Here is a 23833-nt window from a genome sequence, read left to right on the forward strand (position 1 = left end):
CTCCTTTGCCCACCCTACCCCAAGAAGGTAATATCGCCTGAATCATGGCTGATGCCATAATCCATAATTCAGACGATTTATTTATTTCACCGTTATTGACAAATTGAGGCCAGTGTCATGGCATGATGCCGGTGGTTTGGGATCAGCTGAAGGCGAAACGGGCGAGAAAAACGAATTGTTTGCGCTTTGTAACGCCTGATCAGGCGTGATGCTTCGAGCCTCATTCAAACAACCTTCCTTTGTCTGCTCATACAAGGCAATACGGGCATTAATGCCTTGAATGGATAGCTGCGTATGGGCAATCGCTGTACGTAACGCAGGAGTTTCGTCATTCTCAATACGACTCGACTCTTGCATTTGTCGGTTAATTGGCACTGATTCGTCGGCTATGCTCGCTTCATAGTGTTTTTTGGCCCGCATGACATTGAGTTTATCTATACAATGTATAACCAGAGCAGCTAAGAACAAACCGGTTGTTACAGCCAGAAAAACAGCTGGAATCAGAATCGGAACCAGGCTGAACGCTAACGAAGTCAATGTCGTGACCAGGAGGCCAATTCCCAATGCTAAAACTGCGGCGCCTAAGCCCACCGCGCCAAAGAAGATTAACATCCCCTTTATGGCTGATAACTTCCCTCGGTTGGCCGCCAGACTCGGCGCTGACTCTCTCGGTTGCTCTATTTGCGTACCCAATGCCTCATTTCTATTCGTAAACCGGGGATTTGACTCCTTTAACGTTTCAACTTGTGTTTCCTTTTGTAAAAGCTCCCGTTGTTGGCTGTTCAACATGTCGGAGGCTCTGCTCAATTCGCCGCGAGCGCCGCGCTCATGCCAACAGGCTAAGAAATAATTGCTCATTGAGCGCAACACGAGTCTAATCGCAGTCTGTTCATGAGCGCTTAAATTCTTAAAGCCTCCTGTCTCTATATGCGCATAAACCTGCTCTATAAAAACCTCTTGAAAAACCTCTTGGCTTTTTTCTGCCAGACTCAGTAACCTTTCGTATTCTTTCGAGAGTGCTGCGTAAGCCGCTTCAAGCTCTGTTTCTCGTGAGGAAAATGTGGCATCGTCTTCCTGTTCCATCTTACCGTTGAGCGCCTCTGACATCACGCGATTTTTATCGCTCTCATAGGCCTCAGCCAAAACAGCGGTTACCTCCGCCACAACAGAGGGCAGCGGTCTGGTGCTGATAATCGCGTCCTTTAGTGTTGAAAAATCTGCATCTCTGACAAATTCATGTACTTTTGTTGCCAGCAACTGGTTGATGTCGATCTCTGATAAACGCATGCGCTACCTCTCTTGAATTTGTCTAACACGGAAAAGTCTGTTTGCCTGAAACGTCGACATCATACCAAGCCAGGGAAAATTTACAACCATAATGGTCTTAAAAAAAGCAAACATCAATCAAGAGACATCGGTGCATCACCCTGACTCATATGGCATACATGGATTTTGACAAGGCACTTACTGCTCTTCCAATTCGTGTGCTCAAATGAAACGGCAGGAATAATAAGTCAGGTCACGGGTGGAGTCAAAAAATCAGCCGGACCGCGCGTTGAGGCAAAACAGATCTCTCCACAAACATCATCATGACGGGTATACTCTTTCTTTTTCTGCAAACAGGAACAGTTTTATGGCCAAAGCACCTGATTTTGAGCGGTCTATTGCCGAACTGGAAGACATTGTCAAACAACTGGAAAAAGGCGAGCTGTCGCTGGAAGACTGCCTGAAGTCTTATGAAAAAGGCATTACGCTGGCGCGAAAATGCCAGGATGTATTGACCCAGGCCGAACAAAAAATCGAAACCCTTCGCGTCAACAGCATTCAGAATGAAGAGACTCCCGATGACCAGGAATAACATGGCAGACGATCTGCTGCGCCATGAGACCATGCTGCAACAGATTCTGAGCGAAGCTGATATCCCCGCTCAGCGCCTGCGAGATGCCATTGCCTGGTCGCTGTTTCCCGGCGGTAAACGCCTGCGCCCCAGCCTTGTTTATCTCAGTGGTCATCTTTGTGCTGTCTCAGACGACAGTCTGGACCTGATTGCTGCCGCCATCGAACTGACCCATTGCTATTCTCTGGTGCATGACGATTTACCCGCCATGGATAATGACGACTTCCGGCGCGGCAAACCCAGTTGTCATCGTGCCTTTGACGAGGCCACCGCCATTCTCGTGGGTGACGCCATGCAGGCCATGGCTATTGACCTCCTGTTAAGCCGCCTGCCTGCCCACCTTAAATCGGAACAGGTGATTGCGGTCACCCGCGAACTGGTTCAGGCCAGTGGTGCGAGCGGCATGGTCAGCGGGCAAAGTCTGGATCTTTCTGATTTATGCTGTCCAGACATGAACGAATCCAGACTGCGGAATATCCATCACCTGAAAACCGGTCGACTCATCAGCGCCTGCATCAAAATGGTACTGGCCGCCAGCGAGGCAGACGAAACGCGCACGCAGGCCTTGATAAACTACGCATATCATCTGGGTCTGGTCTTCCAGATGCAGGACGATTACCTCGATGCCTACGCACCCCAGGTCATCGGCAAAGGTCATTCTTCCGATAACGCCAATAATAAAATGACCTTCGCCAGCCTCTATACACAGGCGGAACTGCAATCTCTGATTGCGCATCATTTTAGCCAGGTAGAAGACGCACTCACGCCTCTGGGCACCGATGGTGCCGAATTGCTGGCATTAAGTCGATCGATGCAGCGACGAGGAGCGACAATATGACCCACACCAACGAACCCGTTGATGCCGTCATCACCTGGGTGGACGGCCACGATCCCGTGCATCGCGAAAAACTGTCCAGGCACCTGGCCAGTCTGGGTATATCGCGACCGGTTGCCGCAGACCCAACACGCTTTAACCAGTGCGGTGAACTGGAGTATTGTATCAAATCCATTCTGCGCTACGCGCCCTGGATGCGAACCATCTACCTGATTACGGATGCACAGACGCCATCGTTTACAACAGAATTTCCCAAAGACAAAATCAAACTCATCGATCACAGCGATATCTTCACCGGGTTTGAATCCTGCCTGCCGACGTTCAACAGCCTGTCGATTGAATCGGTATTCTGGCGCATTCCCGGTCTGGCCGAACGATTTGTCTATTTTAATGACGACAGTTTCCTGATACGCCCTGTTCGATATGAGGATTTTTTCCGCGGTGAGAACCTCGTGCTGCGCGGCCACTGGAAAACGCAAAGCCAGAACAAATGGCGCAATCGCATAAAAAACTGGCTGCCTTTTATCGCCGAACTCTCATTCCTCAAAGATGCGCCTAACGAACACCGTAACCTGCAGGAAAACAGCGCCAGACTGGCCGGATGGCACAAACAGTTTTTCCACCAGCCTCATGCGCCCTTCCCCATTCGCAAAAGCATTCTGGAAGAATTTTTTAAGGAAAACCCAGGCCTGCTGGCCAACAACGTCCGTTTCGCCTTGCGTGATCCTGAGCAGTTCATGTCTGTATCTCTGACTCACCATCTGGCCATGAAGGACAGACGCATCACCATAGACTCCAGTCTGGATGCCGTGACGATTAACGCGGCCTGCCATTCTCTGAAAAAAATTCATCAGCGTCTGCACATGGCAGATAAAAACAGCAAGGTAGCCTTCATGTGCATGCAAAGCCTCGACGCGGCGCCTCCCGAAGTACAAAGCGAATTACTCAACTGGCTCGAACAAAGCCGTTCTGGAGAACATCATGAATCTGAACCTGGATCTACTCAGCACCGCTAAACTGCTTAAAACAGCCTCAGCCTTTGGCCTGTGGGCTGTTGGTTATATCCTCGCCCGCCAGGTACGCCGCCTGACGGAACGCGCCATGGCCCATCATTTTTCCCGTCATCATGTGGTGCTGGTCAGTCGCGCCCTGTTTTATATGATCTTCATCCTCTTTACCATCAGCGGTCTGCAGCATTTGGGTTTCAACCTCAGCGTGCTGCTGGGTGCTGCCGGAGTATTTACGGTCGCCATCAGTTTCGCCTCACAAACCGCGGCATCCAATTTGATCAGCGGCGTGTTCCTGCTGTTTGAACGCCCTTTCAAAATGGGTGACAACATTGAAATCAAGGGTATTAACGGCACTGTAGAGTCGATTGACCTATTGTCGACCAAAATTAAAACCTCGGACAATAAGCTGGTACGCGTGCCCAATGAAGCTTTGATCAAATCCGAAATTACCAACCTCAGTTATTTTAAAACCCGGCGTATTGATTTGCTCATCAGCGTCGCCTACAGCTGCGATATAGAGAATATCAAGGATATTTTGCTGACTGTTGCCAGCAAATGTCCCAATGTGTTACCCGATCCGGCACCCAAAGTTGCGGTAAACCGTTTTGTTGATTCATCCATTGAGCTCAAAATCATGGTCTGGACGCTCAACGAAGATTTTTCGAGTGTAAAAAATCAGTTGCAGGAAAACATCAAGGAACAATTTGATCTGGCCGGCATAGAATTACCCTCACCACTGGTGACCATTAACCGCGTTTAATCCAGGAATATATAACCATGACCATAGCTTTGCTTGCCACCGGCGATGAAATCATCCTGGGCGACACATTGAATTCCAACAGCTACCAGCTGGCTCATGCCCTGAGTTCAGAAGGGCTGGCGATGGGGCGGCAACTAAGCTGCACCGATCAGGAAAACGACATCGTCGGCTGCCTCGACTTCCTGGCCCGCGATCATAACATTATCATCGTCACCGGAGGGCTTGGACCTACCTCTGACGACCGTACACGCTTTGCATTAAGCCGTTTTACCAACACCCCACTGACCGACTTTCCCGATGCGCTCGAGCATATAAAATTCCGCCTGCGACACAGTAATCTGTCGATTACCTCAGGCAATCAGCAACAGGCCAGGTTTCCTCCCGGCGCCGAGTTATTGCCCAATCCGAACGGCACCGCCATGGGCTGCTTCTTCGCACACAACAACATCTGGTATTTCCTGCTGCCCGGTCCACCGCGTGAATGCCTGCCCATGTTTAATGACTATGTACTGCCGCGACTGCAAAAAACGCAGCATGACGGCACGCAGTTGTTGAAATGGCGTTTGTTTGGTGTGGCCGAAAGTCAGATTGCCCAGCAGCTAGATGACGCATTGCGTCTATTGGATTGCGAAACCGGCTACCGACTGGAAACACCGTATGTAGAATGCAAGGTGCGCTGCCGACCAGACATGCTGGCCGCGGTTCGCGCGGTTGTGGAGCCGGTGGTTGCGTCTCATATTATCTCAGGCATCGATAAAAAAGCATCCGAACGGCTGCGAGACGCCTTGTCTGAGTGGAAAATGCCCATTACGATTCTTGACGACGTCAGCGGCGGTTTGCTGCAATCGTTGATTCAGACTCCAGACAACGAACAATGGCTCAGTTTTTACAATAATCAGACAGGTCGCCTGCTTTGTCACATCAGTGGTCTACGAGAATACTGGAGCAGTCAGCCACGTGTTGGCACCACGTCTTTATCTATTCAAATTAAACACGAAGGCGGCGAGATCAACGAAACCCACGAGCTGCCTTTCCGCAGCCCGCTGGTCGTGCATTACGCCGCAGAATGGTCAAGCTTCCGGCTGTTTCAACTCATCAATCAGATTCATGATCGCATAGCATAGGGGCTTCGTCCCCTCGCCGCTGATGGCCGAAATGGAAAATACCGGCCCGGTCCAATGCAGACCATCGACGATACGCTGCTTCATAGCCTGACGAGCCTCTTCGTCGGGCAGGAGATCCATTTTGTTTAACACCAGCCAGCGGGGTTTATTGGGTAATTCCGGGTCATAATCTCCCAGCTCCTTGATGATGATTTTTGCCGATTCCACCGGATCACTGCCGTCAACCGGCAGCACATCAATCACGTGCAGCAAAACACAGGTTCGCGACAGGTGCTTAAGGAAGCGATGCCCAAGGCCTGCGCCTTCTGCGGCACCTTCAATCAAACCGGGAATATCGGCCATGACAAAGCTTTTATCAGCCGCAACGCTGACCACACCCAGTCCCGGATGAAGTGTTGTAAACGGGTAATCAGCCACCTTGGGTTTGGCACTCGACACCGACCGGATCAAGGTTGATTTTCCGGCATTCGGCAGACCAAGGAGGCCAACATCAGCCAGCACCCGTAATTCCAGGCGAAGGCGGCGCGAATCGCCAGGGGTTCCCGGGCTGGTCTGTCTGGGCGCACGGTTCACGCTGCTTTTATAGCGTGTGTTACCAAGGCCATGAAATCCGCCCTGAGCAACCAGCAGACGATCGCCGGCATGCTTGATATCACCGATCATTTCCTGGGTTTCATAATCGATAACCATGGTACCAACCGGCACCTGGATAATCAGATCATCCCCTTTTTTTCCACTGCAGTTGGCACCCATGCCATGCTGGCCATTCTGAGCCTTATAGTGACGTTTGAAACGAAAATCAACCAGCGTATTTAAATCGCCATTACCTTCCAGGAACACGCTGCCGCCATCACCGCCGTCACCGCCGTCGGGTCCGCCAAAGGGGATGAATTTTTCGCGACGAAAACTCAAACAGCCAGGGCCACCGTTACCGGCATCCACTGTGATGACCACTTCATCAACAAATTTCATGTCTCCACCCCGTTAATGACAATAAAAAAAAAGCCCCGTCAACCGGGGCTCTAGTGGAAAAAGTGCAATCACTCTTCCACAGCAGTAACATTCACAAATTTACGATTCAGAGCGCCTTTCGTATTGAAAGACACCAGTCCTGTGACCAGAGCATACAGGGTATGATCACGGCCGCAGGCTACACCCACACCTGGGTGAAGACGAGTGCCGCGTTGACGGACAAGAATCTCGCCTGCATTAACAAACTGACCACCAAAACGCTTAACACCAAGATACTTGGGATTCGAGTCGCGGCCGTTACGGGTACTACCGCCTGCTTTCTTATGAGCCATTTCTTTACTCTCCTACTTGCCGATCGCAGTGATTTTAACCTGCGTGTAATATTGTCGATGACCCATTTGCTTCATGTGGTGCTTACGACGACGGAACTTGATAATCTTGACTTTCTTGTGACGGCCATGTTCCATAACCAGAGCTTTTACCGCTGCCTTTGCAATGAAAGGAGCCCCAACGGTAACATTATCACCATCAGAAATCATAAGAACATCAGCAAAGCTGACTTCACTGCCAACATCGCCTGACAGCAGTTCCAACTTGATAACATCGCCTTCTTTCACACGGTATTGTTTACCGCCTGTCTTGATTACCGCATACATAACTCTTCTCCAAGCTCGCCGGAATGGCTCACACAAGTTCAACAAAGTGCCATATTCTATGAAATTACGGCTGCGACTTCAAGTTGATTTTAAAATATTGTATACTGCGTCGCTGGTCAAGCCATTGCCAAGGTCGCGAGGCAGGGTTTGACTTATTATTTTTTACTGGAGATTTACATGTCAAGTATCGTTTTGGAAGCACAATCAAGAACAGATATGGGGAAAGGTGCGAGCCGCCGCCTGCGTCGTCTTGAAAACAAAGTACCAGGGATTCTGTACGGTGGCGATAAAAAACCACAGACCATTCACCTGCAACAGAATAAAGTAATCAAAGCCCTGGAAAACGAAAGTATTTTTTCCAGCGTATTTGATCTGCGCGTAGACGGCAAGGTTGAGCACGTGATCCTGAAAGATCTGCAACGCCATCCGTACAAGCCGGTTATTTTACACATGGACCTGCAACGCGTTTCTGCCAAAGACGTATTGATCAAGCACGTTCCTCTGCATTTCATCAACGAGCAGGCTGCCCGTGGTGTAAAAGCAGGTGGTAAGATCAATCATGTCATGACACAGATCGAAATTCGCTGCCAGGCTAAAAATCTGCCTGAGTTCGTCGAAGTCGACATGATCGATGTTGGTAAGGACGATGTACTGCATCTGTCTGATCTGAAACTGCCCAAAGGCGTACAGTTTGCTTCTGACATCAACGATCCGGCACACAACCTGCCTGTCGTAAGCATTCACGCACTCAAAGGTGAAAAGCAGGAAGAAGCACCAGCTGAGGATGCTGCTGAGTAACAACAGGATAAGTACCGAGAGGCGGTTTCATTCCGCCTCTTTTTTTATCCGCTGACAGTTGAATATTTTATGACCATCAAACTGATTGCAGGATTACGAAATCCAGGCCCCGCGTACGAAAACACCCGCCATAATGCCGGCGGCTGGTTTGTCGCAGCCCTCAACGATTACTGGAAAGGCAGCTTTCGTGTCGAAAAAAAAATGCACGCCGAACTGGCCAGCATCGAGGTGAACCATCACTCATGCAAGCTGGCGCTGCCCACTACCTTCATGAATCTCAGTGGTTTACCCATACGGGAAATCGCTCAGTTTTATCGCATACTGCCGTCTGAAATTCTGATCGTCCATGACGAGCTGGATCTGGAGGCTGGTCGCGTAAAATTAAAAACCGGTGGCGGCCACGGCGGCCATAATGGCCTGCGCGACATCGCAGCCAATCTGGGCAGCACCGATTTTCATCGCCTGCGGATTGGTATTGGTCATCCGGGACACAAAGACCAGGTGCACGATTACGTGCTGGGCAAACCCGGACAAAACGACAAAAAACTCATCATGGCAGCTATTGATCGCGCCATCGATGCCATACCAACCTTACTTGGCGATACCATGGCAAAAGCCATGAGCCAGATAAATGGCTGAACCCCTATTAACTGAATCTGATTAACGAGGTAACTCATGGGCTTTAAATGCGGAATCGTTGGTTTACCCAACGTGGGAAAATCCACCCTGTTCAACGCGCTGACCAAAGCAGGCATTCAAGCCGAAAACTACCCTTTCTGCACCATCGAACCTAACGTAGGGATTGTTATCCTGCCTGATCCCCGTCTGGACGCCCTGGCCGAGATCGTCAAGCCGCAGCAGACGTTGCCAACCACCATGCAGTTTGTCGACATCGCCGGTATTGTTAAGGGTGCGTCAAAAGGTGAGGGTCTGGGTAATAAATTCCTGGCCAATATCCGTGAAACCGATGCCATCGCACACGTGGTGCGCTGTTTCAGCATGGATAAATCCGACGTTATTCATGTGTCTGGCCGGGTTGATCCCCTCAGTGACGTAGAAGACATCAATACCGAGCTGGCTCTGGCAGATATGGATACCGTTGAAAAAGCCCTGCTTAAGGTTAATAAAACCAGTAAAAGCGGCAACAAAGACGCTATCTTTGAAAAACAGGCTCTTGAGAAAGTCAAGGCGCATCTGGATGAAGGCCTGCCCGTGCGTACATTGAGCCTGACGCCCGAAGAAGAAGCGGTAACCCGCCGCCTCTTTCTACTCACAGCCAAGCCTGTTCTGTACATTGCCAACGTCGATGACAACGGTTATGAAAACAATCCGCTGCTGGATAAGCTGACTCAAAAAGCTGCCGAAGAACAGGCCAGTATTGTTGCGCTCTGTGCCGCTACCGAAGCCGAGCTGGTCGAGCTGGATGATGCGGATCGCATCGAATTCATGGCGGATCTCGGCCTTGACGAACCCGGCCTTAATCGCGTGATTCGTGCTGGCTATGATTTACTTGGCCTGCAGACCTATTTCACCGCTGGCGTTAAGGAAGTACGTGCGTGGACCGTACAGAAAGGCGCCACCGCACCTCAGGCCGCCGGAGTCATTCACACCGACTTTGAAAAGGGTTTTATCCGCGCCGAAGTGATTGCTTACGATGATTTCATTGCTCATCGCGGCGAACAGGGCGCAAAAGAAGCCGGAAAACTGCGTCTGGAAGGTAAGCAGTATATCGTCAATGATGGCGACGTGATGCATTTCCTCTTTAACGTCTAAACTATGATGAAAGCGCTCGCCGTCACAGGGTGTCTGCTCGTCATTTTACTGGCGAGCATGTATACCTTTGCGGCGTTTTACGTGGGCAGACAGGCGACCGTCGACAACAAGGTCCACTCCGATGTGATATTTGTTCCAGGCTCGAAGGCGTTTCACGGGAAAGGATACAATATCTGTCTGGTCGCCCGGGTAAAGCACGCGGTATCACTCTATCAATCCGGTTACGCATCCCGACTGATGTTCTCGGGCGGTACTGACACAGAAGATAAGATCAACGAAGCCGACACAATGAAAACCATCGCCCTGTCGCTGGGTGTACCGGCTCAGGATATTCTGCTGGAGCGCTCCTCCACATCCACCTGGGAAAATTTTCAGTTTTCCACCAGACTGCTGCAGACTCACGGTCTGCAATCGATGATTATTGTTACCGAGCCCTTTCACTCCCCCAGGGCCGTTCTGACGGCCAGAAAGCTGGGCATGACAGTAAGCAGCTCACCTGCGATCAACAGCGTTTGCTGGCTGAAACACGAGTATTTCTCCCGCTATTTCCTCAAAGAGCCGTTAGCTATCATGTGGTACGGACTGCTGGGCCGACTCTGACCCCGCAGGCTTCTTCTGCCAGGTCGCAGCACTCGCCACGATGCCCGGACTCCTTCCTGGCGAACCATAACAAAACCGATAAAATTGCTCTATAATAATACTTAGCTGCAGATTTTGAATCAAAAAAATTTGCTATCTGGAGAAGGACACTATGCATTTTTATGTAACCGACAGCAAAGGACTCTCCATTGCGCAGGGTAGTGACGCAGCCAGCATGCAAAGTGCTATCGATGCCCTTGAACAGTATCCTTCAGACAGGCAGCCATTTGTTTTATGCCTAAGCTATCCAGGCAAAGACAAGATGGCGCGCATTTCCTTCGGTCGAAAAGACGATGGCCACTGGTACTCCCGTTTCCACTTCTCTCAGACAGAAGATCCCATCCTCGACAGCCTGCCTATACTGCGCATGACAGCCGACGATACTGAGTTCGACGTACCCTTGCACGATGAAACCTTCGCCGATGACCTGAAGATTTTTATCCGTTTGCGCAGCCGCTACGAGTACACCTGGGCTTTACGTGAAAATCTTGAGCGCAGGGGATTGTTGACGCTGTGTGAACAGCTGGATACCTCAACACTCTGCGACTTGAGAAGAGCATGCATTCTGATTAATGAACGCCAACGCAAAAGGATAGAGCCTGAGTATCGGGAAAAATATTATCGAACAATCAGAGTACAGGCCGCAGCCAGTGCCAGGCAGTTTGATTTAACCGGAGACAGGGACACCATATTCGCAGGGGTGACCAGATTCCAGTCAGCCACGAAGGCGTTCATCGAGGCAGAGCTGGGCAAATGAACCCCTTTACGTTTATTTTGATTCCAGCAAACCAATATTACAATCCACCATACGGGCGATGAGCTCCGTCAACAGTGCGTCACCGTGAAAAGCGTGTTTAATAATCTCGTCCGAACTGATGTGACTGACGCCCACGCGCAGATCCCTGCCAATTTCCTCTTCGGTAAGCTGTTGTACGGCCTTAATGATTCGCTCCACTATCACCATGCAACCATCCTGGTTCGCCATAGGCAAAAGAAAATACATATGCTCTTCGTGACGCGATGCCAAATCGCTTTCCCGGAAAATCTGACGCAGGGCAATAAACAACTGGCTCAGCAGACGCTCGGCGTTAGCCTCACCCTGCCTCGCAACCAAATCACTCTCATTGATGATATTCAGGGTCAACACGCAGAAATAGATAGAGCTGTAACGCTCAGCCAGCTTCGTTTGCCAGGCTACTGTCGAGAGAAAGGAGGTATAATCGGTCAGTTTGAAGTATTGCTTGAAATTACGGAAAATACTCTTCTTCACACCACGTACCAGATACTCGGCATGCTCCGTCAGACGATACTCATACAAGCGACGTGAGCCCACTTCATTGAGTGAATAGTTTTTCTGACAGACAAGGCAAACCACGTTCAGTTCCGGTTCCGAAAAGAAGTGCCCGCATTTGTTGCACAGCTTATCTTCAATGGGTTTTTCATAATCCACACCCAGCTCAAGCAGACGCGTATTACAGCCACTGCACAACAAGCGTTCGTGGCGTAAAAATTCCGGCACAGGACCAATTTTCCCGCAGGAAAAGCAGTGCACAAATTTTTGCGCCTTAATATCAATGGATTTACAGCCAGGGCAGTTTCTCTTCAAATTCAGCAGACCCGAATCACAAGAGTTACAGGTCTGTATTTCTTCAAGCAACTTGTTTTGCTCCAGAAACCCCCGCACAACAAGAATCTGCAAAAAACCCCAGGCGTCAAATTCAAGGGATTTGGCAAACAAAACCGAGAACAGGGGAAACTCCAGCGCATAAGGGGACTGATAATTAATATAGCCCTGCATAAACAGGCCGGGTCGCGAATGCATATAGGACATCAGGCGGGATTTTTCGTCATTTAAATCCATCCATTCCTTATCAATAAGCGCAAGACGCTGATGAATGGCTGTCGCTCTCTCTGTCAATCTCTCGTCTGCCGGTCCATCAAAAAGATGCTGGAGATTATCCGCGACATCACCATGATAAAAAACCGGCACAAAAAAATATCCCTCTCGGGAGCGAAGTTCCCGCAACAATTCTATCCAGCTTTGTCCTTCAAGTTTGGATAAAATAACAGCATGAGGCGGCTGCTCAGGCAAATCACCAATTTGTGCTATGGTGTCCATTTTCAAGGGTAACAGCTGTTTTTCATTGATATTACTGACCACCCATACCGTTTGCTGCTGTTGCATCAAATCACTCTCCGCGATGATGGTTATCCAGTCCGTTGAAACAGGCAGTGATCACCTCTCGCCACTCGGCCGCCCCACCTGCCGAAGCAGGCACGTTTGAACGGAGCATTGCTCAAGGTCAAAACCAACCCTATTCTTTTGATTATAGACTAAAAAAAATGAGCCTGTCCTCCTGTTTACAGGATTTTTCGGGACGGGTTCCTGTTCACCAGACATTACAGGCAGATTTGCAGGCTCAACTTGACTTTACACCGCGCCAGCCTTAGCATGGGCTCATGCAAAGATTGGGGATAAAACAATGACGGTAGACCGTTTGAAAGCGCTCGTTTCCAAAGATTTTGATGCGGTTAACGCCCTGATCATCGACATCATTCAATCACAAATCGGCCTGATTGGTGATTTGTCTCAGCACATCGTTGAAAGCGGCGGTAAACGTCTGCGCCCCTTACTGGTACTGGTTTCGGCGCATGCCTGCGGCTACCAGGGTCATGCACACATCGCCCTTGCCGCGATGATCGAATTTTTTCACACAGCCACGCTGCTCCACGATGACGTAGTGGATGAATCCACTCTGAGGCGCGGCAAGGAAACAGCCAACGAAATATGGGGAAGCAAAGCCAGCATTCTGGTGGGAGACTTCCTGTTTACTCAGTCTGTCCAACTGATGGTCAAGGCTCACAACTGGGGCGTGCTGGATTTAATGGCCGACACGTCGCATCAAATCAGCTGTGGTGAAGTCAAGCAATTGAGTAACCGCCATAATTTTTCCCTGTCAATCGACGACTATCTGGACGTCATTCGCTCAAAAACCGCTCTGCTTTTCGCCGCCTCGACCAGCATCGGCGCCCTGCTCAGCGACGCCAGTGACAGCATAAAAACAGGTTTATACAATTACGGGCTGCATCTCGGTAACGCCTTTCAGTTAATTGACGACGCGCTCGACTACTGCTCCGATGCCCAGACCATGGGTAAAAACATCGGCGACGACCTGGCAGACGGCAAAATGACCATGCCCCTGCTGCACGTTCTAAAACACGGCACCCCCAAGCAGCAGCAGTTAATCAAGGAAAGTCTGGCAGAAGGAAAACGCAGCAGTCTTCCCGAGATTCTATTGGCAATAGAAGCAACAAATGCGATAGAATTTACGAAGCAGTTCGCCACCAGGGAAATGGATCTCGCCCTGTCTGCGCTTGAGGTATTACCCGAAACACCTTACAAACAGGCCCTGAAAGAACTGGCCGAATTTGCTGTCAATCGCGATCATTAACATCGGAGTGTAGCTCAGCCTGGTAGAGCACTGCCTTCGGGAGGCAGGGGTCGCAGGTTCAATTCCTGTCACTCCGACCATGTAAATCAATAGGTTACGAAATTTCCCGATCAATATTTCAATTTATAAAGTGCAGATAAAGTGCATTTTTATTGAATACCAGTGAACAAAGTGCATCGGACATTGAAAAAATCCAGGCGTGAAACCTCTCATACCGCCGCTGCTTTACGCTTGCCTTCACATCAGCAGATAGAATTTCATAAACTTGGTTTTAATCATTCAACAAGATTAGTAATGTTACTTGAAACGATTAAGCCAGCAGATTGAATAACAAAATGCTGGCTTAACGTATTTGGGGGGATTCACTTACGCAGAAAAAAAATCGGGCTGAATTTATCCTCGCTGCTGCTCCAGCCATAAATCGAGATCGTCTTTTAAGTATCTGACTGAGCGACCTATCTTGATATACTTTGGCTCCGGTGTTCTGTTAGCCAAGGTGCCATATGACCTATCTTGAGCCAAAAAAGAACGACTCATGCAAATGTAGCTGGCTGCTTCATGCTCTTTAAAAACCTTTTTATCCATCATTGCATCCTTATAGATATAAACTGATTTCTATGTAACTAAGTGCATTTTATACCTACAAAACGTATTGGATAAATATAAAAATACATACAATACGTATTAAATATTTTCCAAGACGTCTTGAATATCCAAAATACGCCTTTCGGCAGAAAATTTATTGCCAAAGCGTTTAATTCCTTTCTCACGCATTCCTGCTGCAAACTCTGAAAAATACCTGTCAAGATCCTCATGAGTCCGCAGACGGTATTGAACAATCAGAACCTGCCTGGCGTCATTATTTTCTGCAGGTGTCAAAATTATTGCCCCTACAAATCCCGGAAACTGGAGCATTTCTGTCACATGTTCCTGTAACCATGAGTAGAACTCCGAATAAATATCCCTTTCAACAAACAGGCTGACTTCGTAAATAACCATCATTTTTCCTTGAATTAAAAATAACCATAAAACACAGCGCGGCGCAGACACTAATCGGTATGCCGGGGTTTATATGATTATTTGCTGTTAACAGTAAATAAGGCATTAAGCCGCCGAATAAGGTCAAGCTGAGACTGTATGAAATAGCCAGAGCCTTACCACGCTGATTCACACGAAAACCTGAAACAATGTATGCTGGAAGAACCGAGTTCAATAACGCTTGTATACACGCATACAGTGCCAAGACCAGCATACAGCCAGTTACGCTTAAATGAGGCAGCCATGCAAAAATGGCATACGAGCATAACAAATACAGGGTGCTTGCTATTTTGATCTGCTTCTTAAACCCTATTTTGTCGGCCAGAATACCACTTATTGGTAAAGCCAGCATATAAATCAGTAACGGTATCAGCGTTATCAATAAGGATTGTTGGTGCGAATGGGTATCAAGGCGCGATGATAACCATGTGGGCATGTGGACGAACGTGATGTAAAAAGCTGATGCTGACAGGCTGGAGACGACAAATACTGATAGCAATCTGCGTTTTTGCAACCCGACAAGATTTAGGTAGCCTGATGCAATAGACGTATTAACAACAAGGTAATTTGGCAAGCGACTCCGAATAAATAACAAAAGAAGACATCCAGTCAGGCTCATAAGAAATGGAATTCGCCAGGCAAACTGGATCAGTTGCTCGTGAGAAAACGTATTTAATAACGATTAAATAGTCACATTTGCAAGCACTAACCCGGCAGTGCCGCCGACAAATGCCAGACTACCCGTGAATCCAGAATGCCCCCTCCCCTGCTCCACAGACATAACAATGGCCGATGGAAACTCCCGATTTTTTAAAAGCCGCAGTCAAGAATCTTCTCTATTTGTTTGATCAGCATATTTTGCTATCGACATGCCCTGGTGGCAGCTTTCTTATGTGAGTGACAATGGGCTGTCCGAAGACAGCCCGGCATCAATAACTTCGCCCTGATTTCCAGCCAGATTTTAAAAGCGTACATAGACACGAAACGGCGAAGCCCCCCCCATAGCCACTACATATAAATATATTACCCATTCTTAGTCTTTGGGCAAACTGCCTAGCGAAAATGTAGCAAATGGCATTTCATTTTTCCCAATCATTAAATTTCAGTACAGATTGGCGCAAGATTACTTGTATTTTATGGGTCTGTAATTTATCTTTCCAAAATTTTTCTCTATCACTTTGAATTTTCCCATTAGCGTGTTCAACTACTTTGAATGGAAGATCAGGAAAACCGCTTAGGAGCTCATTGAGATGAGGATCTAATCCAGAGTACCCAAAAAGCATGATCTCCTCACTTTCAGATATTGCTTTGGCTAAATAATTCCAATAAGTTGATAGCAAAATTGAGGAGGAAATAACCATTGGTTTGTGTTTAACATGCGTCAATACAAGATGCTTTCCTACAGTACCAAAATGGGTATTTTCAAAAAGCTCTGAACGATTCATTTTTTTACAGTTCCATCAATATCGTAGAAAAGTGGAGAGCCATGCAGATGAAGATAATACCCAAATTTCTTTCCTGGGAGCCGTCTTAAATTATTTGGACCAAACCCTGTACTATTCCAAACTCCATCAACTAACCATCCATCATATCCATCGCAAATTTTTTCCGTACACAGAGGCGAATAAAGTAAAGAATCATAATTTAATGTTGCAATATGTGAGTTAGTTTTTTTAATGAATGTCATCAATGGGTTCATGAAGGTGTCAGGAAGGCTTATGTCTGTTTTATGGAAAAAAGCTGCAACATCATGTACAAACTTCGAGATCGTTTTTGGAAAATCAGCAGCATTTGACTGAAGCCACTGCTCAGGAGAGTTTAGTTTTGACAACATCCAACAACAGATTTCTGCCACATAGAGATTATCCATGTCCTCCTCCCCCTCTGGAAAATCAAAACGACTCACCTCAGGAAGACAATCACTAATTAATTTTTTCTCATCGGTAGAAAGATCCCCACGTTCCCACGCCTCCTGAATAGCTACTTTTAATAAAAAGTCGCTATCATTTAATGCCATCCCTAACCCATTACCAAAAATGATCGTTTTTTTCATTTATATATCATCTCAACTGGTTATGATTCATCCATTAATACCAGTATAGACATAAGTTGATTAGCATATTTTCGGGAGAGCTAACTCAGCGAGAAAAACTCATCTGATGCAGCTATTCTATAATACAATCCATAACACAAACGAAATAGAGAGCAAAATACCTGCAACCAGCAACTGATATCGGCCTAACCTCTCTGTCGCCTTTCGCTCTTGAACAATCTGGCGCAGCAACACGCCCAGCTCGTTTTGTATGGATTGTACCGTTTGCCTGGAGCTGTCATTCAGCACCTTCGCTATAGCCTCCTTGTCCGAAAATCTGGCCGATGACATGGAGCACCATGCTGGAATCGAAAGCCTGCTCGGCTGGATAAAACGCCATTGTCAGACCGAATTGGGAGAAGCGCAAAGCTGGAGTGCATTTCATGCCGTTCTGAATTGTCATGGATTAACCATTCGAGAGCGCGGAAACGGCTTGATAATCACCGACCCAAAAGGGCTTTCCGTTAAAGCCAGCTCTGTATCGCGTCAATTCTCCAAAAACAAACTGGAAGAAAAATTCAGGATGTTTACTGCTGGAAATTCCAGCTCAAAGCCTGAAACCCAATACAGTAAAAAACCCATTCATGCCAACACAAGCGCGTTGTATTCCCGTTTTTGCGCCGAGAAGACAACAAACAAAACCCGGCTATCCGAGACATTATCTACTGTCACAACACGGAAAAATCGCCTGATAGAACAAGCAAAGCAGCATGCTCGGCTTAAACGTACGGCGATCAAGCTGATAAAGGGGAGGCTGAACAAAAAGGTTCTTTATGCGCTAACCCATAAATCCTTGCAAACCAAACTCCAGCTAATCCGCCAACAATACACTCATGAACGCCAGCGAGCCTTTGAGCAATACCAAAGCCGCACCTGGCTGGATTGGTTGCAGTATGAAGCCAAACAAGGAAACAAAGACGCTCTCGCAGCATTACGCACTCGCAGGGTAAAACCCGACACCAACAGCTATACCCTGAGCGGAGAGGGTAATCCATCCCGAAATAATTCACCAAACCAGAACATCCCAACAAAGCAGGGAACCAACATTCATCGAACAAATGAATGCACCATTCGTGATGACGGCACAAGCCTGATTCTCTCCATAGGATTTTCAATTCAGGGCTTAAAAACCGCCTTGCATATGGCGCAAAGAAAATTTGGCAACACAATCAAAGTGACTGGCAGCGAAGCCTTCAAACAAGCGATCGTACAAATAGCCGCATCGTTCAAAATACCCATTCAATTTGAAGACAAAAACCTTGAACAGCAACGCCAGCAATTATCGAATAACCTTACCCAACAGGAGTATCAAAATGAGAAAACCAGAAAAATCAGCAGCCCAACAACTGGAAGAAGCACTCAAACAACTGGCACAGGAAACCGGTTCGGAAGACGAAATGCTGGCCGAAACCCTGCAACTACAAGACAGCAAAAGCCCAACCCTGGAAGCATTGGCAGCAGCCCGCCGCCCGAAAGTAAAAACCGCCTGCGAAACCTGTCCGAACTCCGTGTGGTTCAGCTCTCCCGAGGACGTAAAGTGTTATTGCCGGGTTATGTAAATGGTAAGCTGGAGCGCAAAGGAGCCAAATTTGATTACAAATTGTGATGGGCGGTTTCTCGGGCAGAAATGAAGTTTGAAACATAGCCATGCTTTGCATAAATAATCGGTTCGCACAAATAATCTCCACTATTAATATTGCCTTAATAAAAATAATTTATAATTTAATACAGATTTAAATAATGTGAGAATCCGAGTGAAAAATTTAAGATTGAGTGAAGCAGGTACTAATGAATGGGGATACGCTAGAAGCATTGCTTTGCGCCTTATGAGTTCCGGGTATATCTCCAGCTCTTGGGGTGATGGTTATCGTTCCCCTGGTACAGCCCCTTATCTTACTCTCTCCATTTTTTCTGCAGATCCAAACGAAACAGATTACAATTATTATAAAAATTTGTTAATTTCTTATGGTGTCCCGGAAGAAAACATTAGAAAAGGGCATGAGCCCAAAGTGCATTATGGTGATCCTAACAAAACTGGTTGGTCTATTCAGTTTTCAGTGGTGGATAATATTGATGATGTTATTAACATAGTAAACGGTTTTATCAACGATAACCGATATAACATTGTTGATAATGATGATGCAAAAAAAGAGTTGAAAAACTTGCCTGAAGAGTTGGTAAGACTTTCACGTACTAGTACTGGAACAAGCTCCTCTTACCAGCGTAGTAGTAGTAATAGAATCGAAGAAATCAGCCAGCAGATATTAGCCAACGAAAATCAACCTCTTCATAACATTTTTAGTAATGCAGTTCAACGATATAATAATTCACGACAAAATCGATTTACATTTTTTGGATTAATACAACGCTCTTCAACTCAACGAAATACTGCAGTTGATCAACTAAGATCTGCATATGATTCATATAAAGCTGATTATTGGTCAAAAAGCCGTGATGAGAGCAAGAGGGATTTTTTGGCTGCTGTGATTGATATTCGCAATAGAGTTCAGGCAGATCATCTGCGAGGTTCTCGATTTGCAACTGCAGGATTAACCAAAAGCGGACTCGTTCAAGAAATAGACCATGCTTTGACTCAGTGTGTTGAGCAGGGAATATTTACCCAAGAAGAGGTCGGGAATTTACAACAAACAGCTATTGATCACAGCCCAACACGAATTGCAACGTTTTAATTAAAATATAGTAGTTCAAACTTGATCTGACGGATTCGGGTTTTTCAGAAACACCTGTCAAGTCAAGTTTGTGCTGCTACGCATCAGATACTATTTGATAATTGAAGATCATTACTATTTTTCTGAATCCAGTTGTAACGATGAAAAAGCTTATCAACAACAGGTTTTTCCTGGCGTTTCACCCCATCCATCCCAAGCATACTGTTACTGGCCAACTCATTAAAATCACTGAATCTTTTCGGAACCAGATCTTGCTCACTGGGCGCAAACACAGGAAACACGATAAACCCATTGACCTTGTTGCATGCTTCCATTGCCATTTCCTTGCCGGGGTTAATGCTCTGGGTGATTTCCAATCCCTTATCGTCATCTGCCGCGATCACTATGGGCTTATGAGGAAACTTTGCTTTCAGCTCTTGCGCCACAGCCTTTAGATTCCCGGCATCAAATGCGGAAACAGCCGGCATATCCAGAGCCTCTTTCAACATTGCTGCTGTAGCATAGCCTTCTGCAATCACAATAACAGGTGCGCTGGCCAAACTATCAAAACCACCGACCACATGAAAGCAACCCTCTTTGCGGCTGTTTTTCGCGAAACGCTTTGTGCCGTCTTCGGATATGTATTGCAAGCTCCATAGCTTGCCGTCTATGTCCATGGCTGGTGCGCAGGTCATTTTTCCTTCATTACTCAACTATCTGAAACGTTGACCACTATCAAAAATCGGAAATATCGCCTGATAGAGCAGGCAAGGCAACAAGCTCAACTGAAACGTACAGCCATCAAGTTGAGAAAGGGAAGACTGAACAAAAAGGTTTTGTATGCCCTGACCCATAAATCCTTGCAAACTAAACTCCGGTTTATCCGCCAGCAATACACCCATGAACACCAGAAAATTTTTGAGACATACCGAAGCCTCACCTGGCTGGATTGGTTACAGCATGAAGCCAAGCAGGGAAAAAAAGATGCTCTCGCAGCATTACGCAACCGCAGGGTAAAACCCGCCACGAACAGCTATACCCTGACCGGAGAGAGCAACACGTCTCCGAGTAAGCCGAACAATCCAACAAAACAGGGAACCAACATTCATCATAAAAATGAATGCACCATCCGTGATGATGGCACAAGCCTGATTATTTCCAGAGGATTTTCAATTCAGGGATTAAAAACTGCGCTACTGATGGCGCGGAAAAAATTCGGCAGCACGATCAAAGTGAACGGCAGCGAAGCTTTCAAACAAGCGATCGTGCAAATAGCCGCATCGTTCAAAATGCCTATTCAGTTTGAAGACAAAGACCTTGAACATCAACGCCAGCAATTATCAAATACCTTTATCCAACAGGAGTATCAGCATGAACAACACAACAACATCAGCGGCCCAACAACTGGAAGAAGCCCTCAAACAACTGGCACAGGCAACCGGTTCGGAAAACGAAATGCTGGCCGAAACCCTGCAACTACAAGACAACAAAAGCCCAACCCTGGAAGCATTGGCAGCAACCCGCCGCCCGAAAGTAAAAACCGCCTGCGAAACCTGTCCGAACTCCGTGTGGTTCAGCTCTCCCGAGGACGTAAAGTGTTATTGCCGGGTTATGTACATGGTAAGCTGGAGCGCAAAGGAGCCAAATTTGATTACAAATTGTGATGGGGTTTTTCTTTGAAAGATTAACATTAAAAAAATATTTCAATCTGAAGTTACAACGTTTTCTGTTGAAACTATATATGGGGCAGATGAGATGAACATATCTTATCTTATCAATTAATTCAGAATATAACAGGTAAATTTTGACTATATTTAGAAAATAAAGTGTTGTAAAATTTAGGCTCAACGTCTTTACAATATGCAATCCATCCTTTTAATTTTTCAATCTCATCCTTTTCCATTTTACCGAGAGAGAAGTGATTTATCATCGCTCTAATCAGTTTCTTTTTATCTCTCCCTATAGAAATGCTTTTGGTGGGTGTTAAGATTAGTCCGGTGATCCTAACCCTCTGCTTAAATGTGCATTTTCTTTCTTTTTTTATGTTGAGCTCCATATTCAAATAAGGAATTTCACTCAAAAAATCATTGATTTTCTCTCTTATAATTTCAAGCTTATAATTCTGATTTGAGGAAAAAGTCATGTCGTCTGCGTATCTAGAGTAGCATATATTGTTCTTGATTGACCACTCTGTCAATTTTCGATCAAAATCAAACATTATTATATTTGATATAAATGGTGAGCTTGGTGCCCCAATGCTTAACTGAAATTCATTTTTAAAATAATCTGTATATAAATTTAATAAATAATCAGGGTTGTTTTGATTTGATTTTATAGAATCATAAGCCTCTTTATTTCTCATGCTTTCTTGAGATTTTTTAAATGTAAAAAATAGCTTTATTAAATTAACAATAATCAACCGATCGTAATTTTTTTCTTGTAAAAACAGAAAAAAATCATTGGCCTTTATAGACGAAAAAAAATCAACGAAGTCAAATTTGTAAAAATATCGGCTATTTCTATGTGTTTTTATGTTTTCTAAAATCCCATTTTTATTTTTCCGATATGCTTTTGCAGATTCGTGAATCGGAAACAATCCCTCTAAATGAGATAAGTATGACCGTTGTAAATTTTTTAATTTTTCTGTTGGCTGAGCAATTGTTCTTCTACCGCCACTCTTTTTATCAATCTCATAAAACTTATAATGGAATGGTAGAGTAGCCGATAAATTTGTTAGCAAATCTATATAGATAGCCCCTTTTTTTTGTATATTTTCAATGTCATTTCCGTTTTTTTTCTCCTGTCTAATTATATCGGCTTTCATTTTGTTTAATGGCGATTTATTCAAATATATTTCATTAATAACTGCGACTCTTGTTTCGTTGATTTTTTTTGACTCCTTTCCTTTTTGATATGCATATTCAAGAAAATAGCTATTATTTATTGCAAGATAAAATCTTTCCTGCCCAATGATTCTTGTTTTTATTAAATTTAGTTTCTCTAAAACAAAAATCATTTCTTCAAAGTCTTTTTCCATGTTTTTTTTATTTTCATTGTTACACGCAATTTTAAGAGTTTTAATAAATATTTTCTTCAACCCTTTTTCATCGGCAACAACAAATAAATTAATTAAGTCAATAAGCAATAGAATATGATAGTATTCATTTGTAAAATCACATGAATAAGTCTCATATTTTGTTTTCCAATCTAATAAATCAGAATAAAGATGAGGTAAATTTATTTCGGGATCTGTATCATTAATACAAAATACTTTTTTTTCCTCATGAAATTCATAGTTCTTAATTGGCCCCCATCGAATAAATGAATTTGATTCCTCCCCGATATAAAATTTTTCACTAATTATGATAAATAGCTTTCTTCGTATTAGGGGATCACTTACAAATGCCCCTAATTCACAAGCAGAGCCATAACTTTCACAGATAAGAGGGATTATGGATACAAGAGCAGCATAGTATTTTTCTAGTTCTAAAAGATCTTTTGAGAACATTTGCCCACCCTGCCAATCCATAGCTTTTTCCGCAAGAATGACATTGTGTCCTTGAGTAATTAATTTATTTCCAAATTTTTGGCGAAAAAAACCAGCATCGACAGCGCTTCCACCACATAGAAATATTAATTCAGGAGGCGGATTAGTTCTGACGTTTTTAAAATCGATCGTTTGAATATAGCGTTTAATTATATCCAATGAATTCCCTTTTATATTAGTTGGTTTTTATCTTAAAAACCGAGATATCGGATGAATTTTATCAAGAATTGGTAAAATTCATCCGATATCTCGGATGAAAAAGCAACCAATCTGATTCATAGCTTGGTGAAACACCCAGCATAACCGTCTATTCCGCATAAAAACCATTAGAAGTATGGATTATCATACAGACTTCGTCAAATAACGCTTTTTATCTCTTTCATTTGGTTATTTGCTAGTAGCCAAATTTTTCAAGGTTATTAAGTGATTATTTTAAGAGCAGGAAATCCCCTTGGTAATTCAAGCTCCGCAGTCACCAGAAGCGAGTAGAAAAGATTTGATTTTAACCACAGTAGTTTATTGTTAAGTGCGGGTCGCTTCTGTTAGTACAAAATATGTATTTCAGCATGAC

25 protein-coding genes, 1 tRNA gene and 1 pseudogene are annotated in these 23833 nt (G+C 45.5%); 15 read left to right on the forward strand and 12 right to left on the reverse strand.

The window, feature by feature from the left end; translation table 11 throughout:
• Nucleotides 1-81 precede the first annotated feature (81 nt).
• The gene (locus ACQUTA_RS09200; RefSeq protein ID WP_444987949.1) at nt 82-1287 is read right to left on the reverse strand and encodes a hypothetical protein; all 1206 of its coding nucleotides are present in this window, start codon (nt 1285-1287) and stop codon (nt 82-84) included.
• 346 nt (nt 1288-1633) lie between these two features.
• Here ACQUTA_RS09200 and ACQUTA_RS09205 point away from each other — a divergent pair, with 346 nt between their 5' ends.
• From ACQUTA_RS09205 to ACQUTA_RS09225, 5 genes are read left to right on the forward strand one after another with little or no spacing between them, the layout of a single operon-like run.
• Nucleotides 1634-1858, forward strand: a complete 225-nt coding sequence (locus ACQUTA_RS09205; RefSeq protein WP_444987950.1) for an exodeoxyribonuclease VII small subunit — start codon at nt 1634-1636, stop codon at nt 1856-1858.
• Between the two features lies 1 nt (nt 1859).
• Nucleotides 1860-2735, forward strand: coding sequence for a polyprenyl synthetase family protein (locus ACQUTA_RS09210; RefSeq protein WP_444987951.1), 876 nt, complete (start codon nt 1860-1862; stop codon nt 2733-2735).
• A complete protein-coding gene (locus tag ACQUTA_RS09215) occupies nt 2732-3748 on the forward strand; it encodes a stealth family protein (RefSeq protein WP_444987952.1) in 1017 nt (338 codons plus the stop codon). Before ACQUTA_RS09210 ends, ACQUTA_RS09215 begins: the two co-directional genes overlap by 4 nt.
• On the forward strand, nt 3714-4502 hold the full coding sequence (locus ACQUTA_RS09220) for a mechanosensitive ion channel family protein (protein ID WP_444987953.1): 789 nt from the start codon (nt 3714-3716) through the stop codon (nt 4500-4502). Before ACQUTA_RS09215 ends, ACQUTA_RS09220 begins: the two co-directional genes overlap by 35 nt.
• A 17-nt stretch (nt 4503-4519) precedes the next feature.
• Nucleotides 4520-5626 carry a competence/damage-inducible protein A gene (locus ACQUTA_RS09225; RefSeq protein ID WP_444987954.1) on the forward strand — a complete coding sequence of 369 codons (1107 nt, stop codon included), beginning with the start codon at nt 4520-4522 and terminating at the stop codon, nt 5624-5626.
• Here ACQUTA_RS09225 and cgtA read toward each other — a convergent pair.
• The 3 genes from cgtA to rplU all read right to left on the reverse strand — a co-directional run bounded on the left by cgtA (nt 5573) and on the right by rplU (nt 7254).
• The gene (gene cgtA / locus ACQUTA_RS09230) at nt 5573-6598 is read right to left on the reverse strand and encodes an Obg family GTPase CgtA (protein WP_444987955.1); all 1026 of its coding nucleotides are present in this window, start codon (nt 6596-6598) and stop codon (nt 5573-5575) included. The genes ACQUTA_RS09225 and cgtA overlap by 54 nt on opposite strands.
• 68 nt (nt 6599-6666) lie before the next feature.
• A complete protein-coding gene (rpmA, locus tag ACQUTA_RS09235; protein WP_444987956.1) occupies nt 6667-6930 on the reverse strand; it encodes a 50S ribosomal protein L27 in 264 nt (87 codons plus the stop codon).
• A 12-nt stretch (nt 6931-6942) separates the two neighbouring features.
• On the reverse strand, nt 6943-7254 hold the full coding sequence (rplU, locus tag ACQUTA_RS09240) for a 50S ribosomal protein L21 (RefSeq protein WP_444987957.1): 312 nt from the start codon (nt 7252-7254) through the stop codon (nt 6943-6945).
• Nucleotides 7255-7431: 177 nt separating this feature from the next.
• Between rplU and ACQUTA_RS09245 the strand changes: the two genes are divergently transcribed.
• The 5 genes from ACQUTA_RS09245 to ACQUTA_RS09265 all read left to right on the forward strand — a co-directional run bounded on the left by ACQUTA_RS09245 (nt 7432) and on the right by ACQUTA_RS09265 (nt 11221).
• Entirely contained in the window at nt 7432-8052 is a 621-nt protein-coding gene (locus tag ACQUTA_RS09245) for a 50S ribosomal protein L25/general stress protein Ctc (protein WP_444987958.1), read from the forward strand.
• A 69-nt stretch (nt 8053-8121) separates the two neighbouring features.
• On the forward strand, nt 8122-8691 hold the full coding sequence (pth, locus tag ACQUTA_RS09250; protein ID WP_444987959.1) for an aminoacyl-tRNA hydrolase: 570 nt from the start codon (nt 8122-8124) through the stop codon (nt 8689-8691).
• 36 nt (nt 8692-8727) lie between these two features.
• Nucleotides 8728-9825: a redox-regulated ATPase YchF gene (ychF, locus tag ACQUTA_RS09255; RefSeq protein ID WP_444987960.1), complete on the forward strand. Its 1098-nt coding sequence runs from the start codon at nt 8728-8730 to the stop codon at nt 9823-9825.
• Nucleotides 9826-9828: 3 nt separating this feature from the next.
• On the forward strand, nt 9829-10425 hold the full coding sequence (locus ACQUTA_RS09260) for a YdcF family protein (RefSeq protein WP_444987961.1): 597 nt from the start codon (nt 9829-9831) through the stop codon (nt 10423-10425).
• 151 nt (nt 10426-10576) lie between these two features.
• The gene (locus ACQUTA_RS09265; RefSeq protein WP_444987962.1) at nt 10577-11221 is read left to right on the forward strand and encodes a hypothetical protein; all 645 of its coding nucleotides are present in this window, start codon (nt 10577-10579) and stop codon (nt 11219-11221) included.
• Nucleotides 11222-11233: 12 nt separating this feature from the next.
• Here the strand turns inward: ACQUTA_RS09265 and ACQUTA_RS09270 are convergent, their stop codons facing one another.
• A complete protein-coding gene (locus tag ACQUTA_RS09270) occupies nt 11234-12649 on the reverse strand; it encodes a TackOD1 domain-containing metal-binding protein (RefSeq protein WP_444987963.1) in 1416 nt (471 codons plus the stop codon).
• 298 nt (nt 12650-12947) lie between these two features.
• Between ACQUTA_RS09270 and ACQUTA_RS09275 the strand changes: the two genes are divergently transcribed.
• Together ACQUTA_RS09275 and ACQUTA_RS09280 are read left to right on the forward strand one after the other, a co-directional pair.
• A complete protein-coding gene (locus ACQUTA_RS09275) occupies nt 12948-13916 on the forward strand; it encodes a polyprenyl synthetase family protein (RefSeq protein WP_444987964.1) in 969 nt (322 codons plus the stop codon).
• Between the two features lie 3 nt (nt 13917-13919).
• Nucleotides 13920-13996, forward strand: a tRNA-Pro gene (locus tag ACQUTA_RS09280).
• Between the two features lie 313 nt (nt 13997-14309).
• Here the strand turns inward: ACQUTA_RS09280 and ACQUTA_RS09285 are convergent.
• The 5 genes from ACQUTA_RS09285 to ACQUTA_RS09305 form a co-directional block, all read right to left on the reverse strand.
• Nucleotides 14310-14501, reverse strand: a complete 192-nt coding sequence (locus ACQUTA_RS09285; protein WP_444987965.1) for a helix-turn-helix transcriptional regulator — start codon at nt 14499-14501, stop codon at nt 14310-14312.
• Nucleotides 14502-14600: 99 nt separating this feature from the next.
• Entirely contained in the window at nt 14601-14918 is a 318-nt protein-coding gene (locus tag ACQUTA_RS09290) for a DUF4286 family protein (RefSeq protein WP_444987966.1), read from the reverse strand.
• Complete coding sequence (locus tag ACQUTA_RS09295) at nt 14884-15606, reverse strand: MFS transporter (protein WP_444988034.1); 723 nt, start codon at nt 15604-15606, stop codon at nt 14884-14886. Before ACQUTA_RS09295 ends, ACQUTA_RS09290 begins: the two co-directional genes overlap by 35 nt.
• 427 nt (nt 15607-16033) lie before the next feature.
• Nucleotides 16034-16399 carry a hypothetical protein gene (locus ACQUTA_RS09300; RefSeq protein WP_444987967.1) on the reverse strand — a complete coding sequence of 122 codons (366 nt, stop codon included), beginning with the start codon at nt 16397-16399 and terminating at the stop codon, nt 16034-16036.
• Nucleotides 16396-17007: a hypothetical protein gene (locus ACQUTA_RS09305; RefSeq protein ID WP_444987968.1), complete on the reverse strand. Its 612-nt coding sequence runs from the start codon at nt 17005-17007 to the stop codon at nt 16396-16398. Before ACQUTA_RS09305 ends, ACQUTA_RS09300 begins: the two co-directional genes overlap by 4 nt.
• A 250-nt stretch (nt 17008-17257) precedes the next feature.
• On the opposite strand from ACQUTA_RS09305, the gene ACQUTA_RS09310 reads away from it, so the two are divergent.
• A complete protein-coding gene (locus ACQUTA_RS09310) occupies nt 17258-18652 on the forward strand; it encodes an LPD7 domain-containing protein (protein WP_444987969.1) in 1395 nt (464 codons plus the stop codon).
• Nucleotides 18653-18800: 148 nt separating this feature from the next.
• Nucleotides 18801-19736 carry a hypothetical protein gene (locus ACQUTA_RS09315; RefSeq protein ID WP_444987970.1) on the forward strand — a complete coding sequence of 312 codons (936 nt, stop codon included), beginning with the start codon at nt 18801-18803 and terminating at the stop codon, nt 19734-19736.
• Nucleotides 19737-19819: 83 nt separating this feature from the next.
• Here the strand turns inward: ACQUTA_RS09315 and ACQUTA_RS09320 are convergent.
• Nucleotides 19820-20419, reverse strand: a pseudogene (locus tag ACQUTA_RS09320) (toprim domain-containing protein); the annotation flags it as partial.
• 132 nt (nt 20420-20551) lie between these two features.
• Here ACQUTA_RS09320 and ACQUTA_RS09325 point away from each other — a divergent pair.
• Complete coding sequence (locus ACQUTA_RS09325; protein WP_444987971.1) at nt 20552-21379, forward strand: LPD7 domain-containing protein; 828 nt, start codon at nt 20552-20554, stop codon at nt 21377-21379.
• Nucleotides 21380-21498: 119 nt separating this feature from the next.
• On the opposite strand, the gene ACQUTA_RS09330 is transcribed toward ACQUTA_RS09325, so the two are convergent.
• Nucleotides 21499-23421 carry a retron St85 family RNA-directed DNA polymerase gene (locus ACQUTA_RS09330; protein WP_444987972.1) on the reverse strand — a complete coding sequence of 641 codons (1923 nt, stop codon included), beginning with the start codon at nt 23419-23421 and terminating at the stop codon, nt 21499-21501.
• Nucleotides 23422-23833: the final 412 nt, after the last annotated feature.

Source organism: Legionella navarrensis (genome assembly GCF_052527415.1).

Excerpts from the sequence above, each read along its gene's own strand:
- ACQUTA_RS09290 (WP_444987966.1), bottom strand. The coding sequence starts at position 14,918 with ATGATGGTTATTTACGAAGTCAGCCTGTTTGTTGAAAGGGATATTTAT.
- ACQUTA_RS09275 (WP_444987964.1), top strand. The coding sequence starts at position 12,948 with ATGACGGTAGACCGTTTGAAAGCGCTCGTTTCCAAAGATTTTGATGCG.
- ACQUTA_RS09205 (WP_444987950.1), top strand. The coding sequence starts at position 1,634 with ATGGCCAAAGCACCTGATTTTGAGCGGTCTATTGCCGAACTGGAAGAC.
- rplU (WP_444987957.1), bottom strand. The coding sequence starts at position 7,254 with ATGTATGCGGTAATCAAGACAGGCGGTAAACAATACCGTGTGAAAGAA.
- ACQUTA_RS09210 (WP_444987951.1), top strand. The coding sequence starts at position 1,860 with ATGGCAGACGATCTGCTGCGCCATGAGACCATGCTGCAACAGATTCTG.
- ACQUTA_RS09270 (WP_444987963.1), bottom strand. The coding sequence starts at position 12,649 with ATGCAACAGCAGCAAACGGTATGGGTGGTCAGTAATATCAATGAAAAA.
- ACQUTA_RS09285 (WP_444987965.1), bottom strand. The coding sequence starts at position 14,501 with ATGGATAAAAAGGTTTTTAAAGAGCATGAAGCAGCCAGCTACATTTGC.
- rpmA (WP_444987956.1), bottom strand. The coding sequence starts at position 6,930 with ATGGCTCATAAGAAAGCAGGCGGTAGTACCCGTAACGGCCGCGACTCG.
- ACQUTA_RS09220 (WP_444987953.1), top strand. The coding sequence starts at position 3,714 with ATGAATCTGAACCTGGATCTACTCAGCACCGCTAAACTGCTTAAAACA.
- ACQUTA_RS09245 (WP_444987958.1), top strand. The coding sequence starts at position 7,432 with ATGTCAAGTATCGTTTTGGAAGCACAATCAAGAACAGATATGGGGAAA.
- pth (WP_444987959.1), top strand. The coding sequence starts at position 8,122 with ATGACCATCAAACTGATTGCAGGATTACGAAATCCAGGCCCCGCGTAC.
- ACQUTA_RS09305 (WP_444987968.1), bottom strand. The coding sequence starts at position 17,007 with ATGAAAAAAACGATCATTTTTGGTAATGGGTTAGGGATGGCATTAAAT.
- ychF (WP_444987960.1), top strand. The coding sequence starts at position 8,728 with ATGGGCTTTAAATGCGGAATCGTTGGTTTACCCAACGTGGGAAAATCC.
- ACQUTA_RS09310 (WP_444987969.1), top strand. The coding sequence starts at position 17,258 with ATGGATTGTACCGTTTGCCTGGAGCTGTCATTCAGCACCTTCGCTATA.
- ACQUTA_RS09265 (WP_444987962.1), top strand. The coding sequence starts at position 10,577 with ATGCATTTTTATGTAACCGACAGCAAAGGACTCTCCATTGCGCAGGGT.
- ACQUTA_RS09225 (WP_444987954.1), top strand. The coding sequence starts at position 4,520 with ATGACCATAGCTTTGCTTGCCACCGGCGATGAAATCATCCTGGGCGAC.
- ACQUTA_RS09200 (WP_444987949.1), bottom strand. The coding sequence starts at position 1,287 with ATGCGTTTATCAGAGATCGACATCAACCAGTTGCTGGCAACAAAAGTA.
- ACQUTA_RS09300 (WP_444987967.1), bottom strand. The coding sequence starts at position 16,399 with ATGAATCGTTCAGAGCTTTTTGAAAATACCCATTTTGGTACTGTAGGA.
- ACQUTA_RS09260 (WP_444987961.1), top strand. The coding sequence starts at position 9,829 with ATGATGAAAGCGCTCGCCGTCACAGGGTGTCTGCTCGTCATTTTACTG.
- cgtA (WP_444987955.1), bottom strand. The coding sequence starts at position 6,598 with ATGAAATTTGTTGATGAAGTGGTCATCACAGTGGATGCCGGTAACGGT.
- ACQUTA_RS09215 (WP_444987952.1), top strand. The coding sequence starts at position 2,732 with ATGACCCACACCAACGAACCCGTTGATGCCGTCATCACCTGGGTGGAC.